The organism is Paenisporosarcina sp. P5_A11 (assembly GCF_056400705.1).
This window is the reverse complement of sequence record NZ_JBFUKT010000173.1, coordinates 1-6813: the sequence shown is the minus strand read 5'-3', so window position 1 is coordinate 6813 and position 6813 is coordinate 1. Positions and strand designations below refer to the sequence as shown.

Sequence of the window (6813 nt, the reverse complement as noted above, 5' to 3'; positions counted from 1 at the left end):
AAGGTAGGATAGAGGATTGATGAATATTCAAAAATTGACTCAAATCATCTTAGGGAGTATTTCAATCCTAATTCTAAATGGATGTGTCTCTAAAGATGATTTAAAAAAGCCAGTTCAAGATTATTTAAAAACTAATTATGGATTTGAAAAGGAGTTTCAAATTATAACAGCAGAAAACAATTTCTTGGTAGATGATAATTACGATACTCATTTAAGAATAGATAAACCGTACTCAGCGTATCCAAGAATTACTTTTGAAAAGGAGACTCATCAGGATAAAAGTATTATCTATAAATTTGTTCAAGAATCAAGTGATGATYTTTATTTAGAAATGTTTAAAGGTGCATATATAGAGCAGCATCCTGAAGTTATTCAAGCGATGAATAAAATAATAAAAAATTATGGTTTAGTAAAATATCCTCGAAAAGTTGTTATTGAGGATGGAGAACCTGCCTACATGTTCCCTTTCGATAATATTGAATTAAATATGGTATATTCTCAAGAATTATTAGAAGATTTTAAAAAGACCCAAAAAATTGATACCAATGCTCTTTTACCTACATTGAAACCAAGTGATCCTCGGCGTGAAAATTATAATTTGAGATATATAGGTGTGGTGAATCTTTTATTTGAATTTGACATGAATAAAAATAAACATCCTATTCCAAAAGCTAAGGATTTAATAGTGGACTTTCAACAAAGTGGGGTATTAACTAAAGGGATATACAACATTGATATGTTGGTAGATAATTCAAATTCTGATCAATCCGTAGGATGGGAGTATAATAATGTAGCTTTATTTGAAGTTGATGAAAATGGTAAATATACTATAATTGCTACACCTAAATATGATGATCTAGATAACTCATACTTTTACGGGGATTATGTAGCTAAAAAAATTAAATAATAGGTACACTAACTTGTTYAACTAACGGGTGCTTTAGTTGAACAACGCTTATTSAACTAACGAGGCAGTTTAGTTGAATAAGAGAGGGGGGTACATGTTACATCCGAAGGAAACGGTCCTACAGTTAGAAATAATTGATTTAGCTGTTCCATTTTTATAGATTTCACCACAAAATCTGGGAATACCCGGATTTACTGCATCTTCTGCACCAAATGGAAATTCTCGTTTTAATCCCTACGCCCTCTATATTAAATGTATATTATATTAGTCCTTTGGGCAAACTAATCAAAAAGGGTTGGTAATATGCAATTAAATTTGATTTGGAATACAGTTCTCATTGTTGCAGTGGGAATGCTCTTATTAAGACTAGCTGGAAGAAATTCCATTTCTCAAATGACTGTCTCCGAACTTGTTATAATGATTACGATTGGACCTTTACTTAGTCGTCCTATCGAGGACCAAGGGCTTTGGAACACATTTGGTGTTGCTTCTGTTCTCATATTTACAGTGTTTGTTATCCAGTATCTTAAAATAAAGTTTGAAGGAGTAGAAACACTTCTTACAGGAAAATCAGTATTAGTAATTGAAAATGGAACCATAAATGAAGAAAACATGAAAAAAATGAGACTTACTACTGACAATCTTGAAATGCGATTACGCAAAGTTGGAACCTACGCTATAGGTGATTTAGAGTGGGCAACAATAGAGGTTAATGGAGAACTTGGTTATAAGTTGAAGGCTAATAAACAACCAGCCACCAAGCAGGACATTCAGAATTTACTACTATTAATCGAATCCAAGTTTTCCGATACATCCTTTTCTTATCAAAAGGATACACCTGATGTGCGAAACAAGAAAAATTAGCTTTTTTCTGGATTGTAAAAGGAGAAAGTTGGCTTGGTTTATGGGAAACCGATAAAGTTGAGGTACTTTATCACCCTTCCATACGTCATATCGCATTTCGTAGAGAAAGAGGATATCATACACGTTAAGAAATGGTTGAATGAAAAAGAAATAGCTATTCGTACTTCATTTGGCTTTGATGAACATCATCAACCATTTGTATTACCTAATAATCCTCATGCACATGCTGCAATCTATCTTGACCCAGATGGTAACTCTATTGAGTTAATCTCTCCAATTTGATTAGATGTTCAAGAGGATTTTAAAATGATGACGTTAGAAGAATGGCTGAAGCGTTAGTAGTTTCGGTTTTCCAAATGGTTTCAATTATTTTTCTGATGTATTGAAATGTTTATAGATTCTTCATCAACTAACAGGTGCTTTAGTTATAGATTATCGGGCTGCGTAAGCAGCTCTTTTTCTTATTCAACTAATAAGGCCGGACACTTTAAAAAGAATTACTGAAATATTGTAATATTGTTTCAAGTGAATAGGAGTTATGGGAGGGTTTTGGGTGATTAATGTGGAGATTAGAAGGCCAAGAATTGAGGACATTGAACAGTTAAATGAATTTTTTAGAATTGTGATTATTGATACGTTTACTAAGGAAGGCATAGGGGAGAAATTGGATGATATTAAAGATGAAATTAAAGTGAAGGAAAAATACTTAGAAAGTGATTTTGAAAGCAAAGGTGAAAAAAGATATTTTTTGATTGCTTTAGATGATGATAAAATTATTGGTTCAATTGGATACGGACCAGCAAGCGATCTCATTAGTGATTGTACAAACAATACTTTCAAAGAGCTAATTGAAATAGGTACAGTATTTGTTCATCCTGACTACCAGAGGATTGGGGTAGGGAATTTGCTATTGAATAAAATGTATTTTACTTTACAGAATAAAGACATAGAAGAATTTTGTTTAGATAGTGGATATATTAGTGCACAAAAAATCTGGAAAAAGAAATTTGGAGAACCTGATTACTTGTTAAAGGATTATTGGGACGAAGGGTATGATCATATGATTTGGAGAATAAAGGTCAGCGAACGGGTTTAGAATGAGAAGTAAAGAAGCATAAGTGATTAATCAATCAACTAACGGTGCTTGAGTTTAAGATCAATGAGCAGCTAATAGCTCTTTTTCTTCTTCGACTAAAGGGGTAGGTTAGTTGAATAAGAGAATGAATGCTTTATGTTGCATTTGACACATAAAGTGAAGTAAGGAAACGAGGTTTTTTTGAAATCACCGACTGATTCTTGCCCTCATTGCGGTTCGAAAACAGGGTACTACAATAAAACACAAGTCTCGGGTTCAGTTAGGTACAACATTTCATTTTATTGATAGTGAAGCCGAAAATGGAGCAATGTATGATCTCTTAAATCACAAAAATGGTAAAGTAGCTTCATGCATGGATTGTGATAAAAAGATGTTTAATTTGTGCGAATTAAAATAATGCAGTTCGAAGATAAGCATCCTCCTACTTAAAAATTGTATCAAAGAATCTTTAAGAGTTTATCAACTTTTTAATTAAATGGTTATGTTGTACAAAAAAGCTTCATGCTTAAACATGAAGCTCAATACTTATTTACTGTTTGAATAAGCTCTTTCCACTTTACAAATCCTAGTAGTGTATGAAGAGTACCAATCTTGTTTACCTTTTTCTTGAACCTTTTTGTGAGAAACATTTTCTTTCCATAGTTTTATAGCTTCTATGGAGTCCCAGTAGGATACAGTTATTCCGAATCCATTCTGATCTCTCGCACTTTCCACTCCTAAGAAGCCAACTTGTTTCGAAGCAAGTTCATCCATTAAATCAGCTGTTGAACTGTAACTTTTGTTATCCTTCTCAGTTCTTTGAGACGTAAAGATGGCAGCATAGTATGGGGGTTCTGGTGTATTCGCGAAAAACATGAAATAACTCCTCCTTATTATATATAAAAGTAATGTTATCAGATAATTTTTATTGCACAGTACAACCGAAGAAGTATTTTCAGTTTTAGATATAATTATTAAACAAACATTTACAGGTGGGGAAAGATTCTGCTCCTCAATAAGGGCACTTTAGAACAGTCCGTAAAAGTACACTACGGACTGTTGAGTTCATTTATTTGTTTCGTGCCATTCTTTAAGAAGTTTTTTTTCACGTTGTCTATCTATACCGGTTTTTCTTTCATGCCCTTGTGGACGGTTTTGTTCCCAGTCTAAAATATCTTTTAAGGTTTCTGAAAGAGGACGAAATGTTAATCTGAACTGAGCCCTTATTAACGGACAGTTTAATAAAAAGGCACCTTAAAATTCATGTTGCGATTAGATGACTTCGGTATTGTTCCGGAGTCATCTTTTTTAAGTTCCATTGTTTACGTGTTGTATTGTAATGTTCCATATATTCATCAACCATGACCTTAAGGTCAAACAAACTCAGGGCGTCCTTATTATCTACATCATCTTTAAAATGTCCAAAGAATGACTCCATAGGGGCATTGTCTAGACAATTACCACGACGTGACATAGATTGAACTAGACCCATTTCCTTCACGATTTCTTGATAATCTGGGTGTGTATAATGGAACCCTTGATCCGAGTGGATCATAGCTTCAGGATGAATGTTTCCTCCTAATGATTCTTCTAATTTAGCTAGAGTACGGTAAACAATTTTCATACTTAAACTAGTTGAAAGCTCATATGCGAGTATCTCCCGTGTGGCAACGTCTTTTACACATGATAAATAGGCTGTTTGACCACCTCCATAGGGAAGGTATGTGATGTCAGTCAGAAGTACTTTGCCTGGTTCGTCTTGTTTGAATTGTCTATTCAATCGATTCGGAATTGTCCGGTGCGCATGAGTAGCTTTTGCAATATTTTTATAAGGGTTTGGGCGTCTTATCTTAGCGGAAAAATTGAACTTACGCATCAAACGAATAATCTTTTTATGATTCATGGGTGTTTCCAGTAATTCTACAAGGGCCATGTAAAGACCACGATAGCCGACTCTCCCTTTGTTGGCATCGTAGATGCATTTCAATAGTAAATAGTCTTGATAATCTTGTTCTTCACGAATCGCATGCTTCTCGGTGTTTTCGAGCCACTCATAATAACCACTTCGGCTTACATCAGTCATTTCACAGAGATGAGATACCATATTCTTAAGTTGATACTTTCGGATGACTTGATTAATTACATCGTATTTTTCCTTTGGTTCTAGAACTGTTTCTTCACCTGCCCCTCTAGTTCTTCTAGCTTTTTTAGCAGCTCCAGTTCAGCCTCCAAGTATTTGATCCGTGCTTCAGCCTTCTCTAACTTATTTTCTGCAGATACGTCTTTAGTAGAAGGTCGCCCAGTACTAGCTTTTCCGCGGCGCTCCTCCTGAAAACCCAATTCACCATGAGTGTTATATATTCTTCTCCAACGTCCTAACGCTGATTGAACCTTTTTGGTTCCAATGACCTTTAGGTCAAATCCATTTTCAGTAAAGATTTGAGCAGGACCTTTTCCAGCCTAATTTTCTTTCACTGCTCGAACTTTGAAGTCATAAGTAAACTGGATTGTACGATCAGACACAGAGGTCACATTAGGATTTGATTCAATTTGTCTTCTTTGATGTTCATTGAATATAATTTTGCTCATCTGAAAAGCTCCCGTCCATAATTGTTATCTTCAAGTATAACGGGGTCTATGAATAGAAAAAACCCCGGATAGGGTCACTTTTTTTAAAGTGTCCACTATTCGGGGTTCAGTTCAATCCTGTATTCATCGCATTTTTATTATTAACAGCCAAAAATCCGTTCCATGGTTTCTCAGCTCCTGGTAAAGGATATTCCTCGGGTATCCATAAGGGCATTTCTCCCCACGGCTCAACATTGTTGTCTAGTAAAAACTTTTCAGATGCCCATGTGAAAGTAGCATCGCTTCTACTTACTCTTTTACATTCTTTAAGTAATTGTTCCATCGTTAGAGTTTTATCTGGTCCGACAGCATTAAACGTACCTGTAACATTTTGTTCAATCAACTGGATGACCCATCGCGCTAAATCCTTTACGTCGATAACTTGTATAGGGCGATTAGGACGGCCTGGAGATAAAACCTCTCCTCCTTCTGATAATCTTTTAATCCAATATGGTAATCGATCCGTATAGTCATAGGGTCCAACAATTTGACCAGAACGAACAACTAAAATTTTTCCTGGCAATTCTTTTTCTGCTGCTTTTTCACTCAAAGCTTTTAATGGACCATAATATTCTCCATATATTGGTCCAGCTGTCCCATGAGTAATTTTTTCTACTTCTTCATTATCCATTGTATGTACCTCTGCCTGTTCATCAAGACCTGGTTTACTTGGATCTTTGTAAACCGAAATACTTGAGATGTAAGTATAATGATTGACATGATTAAGTAATTGACATGATTTTGATACAGTTCTAGGTATAAAACCCGACGTGTCAATAGCCGCATCCCATTTACGTCCTTTTAACACTTGTAAATCCCCGTCACGATCTCCTTTTAACTGTTCGATTTCCGGAAAAATATCACCGTTATTTCCACGATTAAAAAGCGTGACATGATGTCCTCGTTTTCGTGCTGCATTTACTAAAAATCTACCTAAAAAACGTGTACCCCCTAAAATCAAAATTTCCAATTGCATCCACTCCTTTTTTATATTGTTCTGTACAAGATATGATATCTCCTTTTTTTTAGCAATTATAGCTAGATATTTCAGGTACTAATAAAGAGGTACAAGTACAAGGGTTTTAATCATAATTACTTCATTTGCAATCGATTCAATATCCGAGAATGTGAGTTGAAATAAATGACAAGCTCTTGTTTAATGAACCTAGTTGAATACTTCCCAATCATTCTATTAGGTTTAGGGAGTGGGTTGATAACGTTCTAAGTACGATAAGAAAGAAAAACCGTGATAAAAAGAAAAATTATTCCTAACCATTCAGGTGTTTTGCGGATGCTGTCAAAAGTAGATTTATTATTGTGCTAACGGGTACGGGAACTT

At 34.8% G+C, this 6813-nt stretch carries 6 protein-coding genes and 1 pseudogene; 4 read left to right on the top strand and 3 right to left on the bottom strand.

What is annotated here, in order from left to right; translation table 11 throughout:
• Positions 1-16 precede the first annotated feature (16 nt).
• The 4 genes from AC1DOS_RS16700 (at position 17) to AC1DOS_RS16685 (ending at position 2867) form a co-directional block, all read left to right on the top strand.
• Positions 17-907, top strand: coding sequence for a hypothetical protein (locus AC1DOS_RS16700; RefSeq protein WP_477538414.1), 891 nt, complete (start codon positions 17-19; stop codon positions 905-907).
• 303 nt (positions 908-1210) lie between these two features.
• Positions 1211-1771 carry a DUF421 domain-containing protein gene (locus tag AC1DOS_RS16695; protein ID WP_477538413.1) on the top strand — a complete coding sequence of 187 codons (561 nt, stop codon included), beginning with the start codon at positions 1211-1213 and terminating at the stop codon, positions 1769-1771.
• A 33-nt stretch (positions 1772-1804) separates the two neighbouring features.
• Positions 1805-2053, top strand: a complete 249-nt coding sequence (locus AC1DOS_RS16690) for a hypothetical protein (RefSeq protein ID WP_477538412.1) — start codon at positions 1805-1807, stop codon at positions 2051-2053.
• 271 nt (positions 2054-2324) lie between these two features.
• On the top strand, positions 2325-2867 hold the full coding sequence (locus AC1DOS_RS16685) for a GNAT family N-acetyltransferase (RefSeq protein ID WP_477538411.1): 543 nt from the start codon (positions 2325-2327) through the stop codon (positions 2865-2867).
• Between the two features lie 525 nt (positions 2868-3392).
• On the opposite strand, the gene AC1DOS_RS16680 is transcribed toward AC1DOS_RS16685, so the two are convergent.
• The 3 genes and pseudogenes from AC1DOS_RS16680 to AC1DOS_RS16670 all read right to left on the bottom strand — a co-directional run bounded on the left by AC1DOS_RS16680 (position 3393) and on the right by AC1DOS_RS16670 (position 6444).
• The gene (locus AC1DOS_RS16680) at positions 3393-3722 is read right to left on the bottom strand and encodes an antibiotic biosynthesis monooxygenase family protein (RefSeq protein WP_477538410.1); all 330 of its coding nucleotides are present in this window, start codon (positions 3720-3722) and stop codon (positions 3393-3395) included.
• A 385-nt stretch (positions 3723-4107) separates the two neighbouring features.
• Positions 4108-5435, bottom strand: a pseudogene (locus AC1DOS_RS16675) (IS3 family transposase).
• A 106-nt stretch (positions 5436-5541) separates the two neighbouring features.
• Positions 5542-6444, bottom strand: coding sequence for an NAD-dependent epimerase/dehydratase family protein (locus AC1DOS_RS16670; protein WP_477538409.1), 903 nt, complete (start codon positions 6442-6444; stop codon positions 5542-5544).
• Positions 6445-6813: the final 369 nt, after the last annotated feature.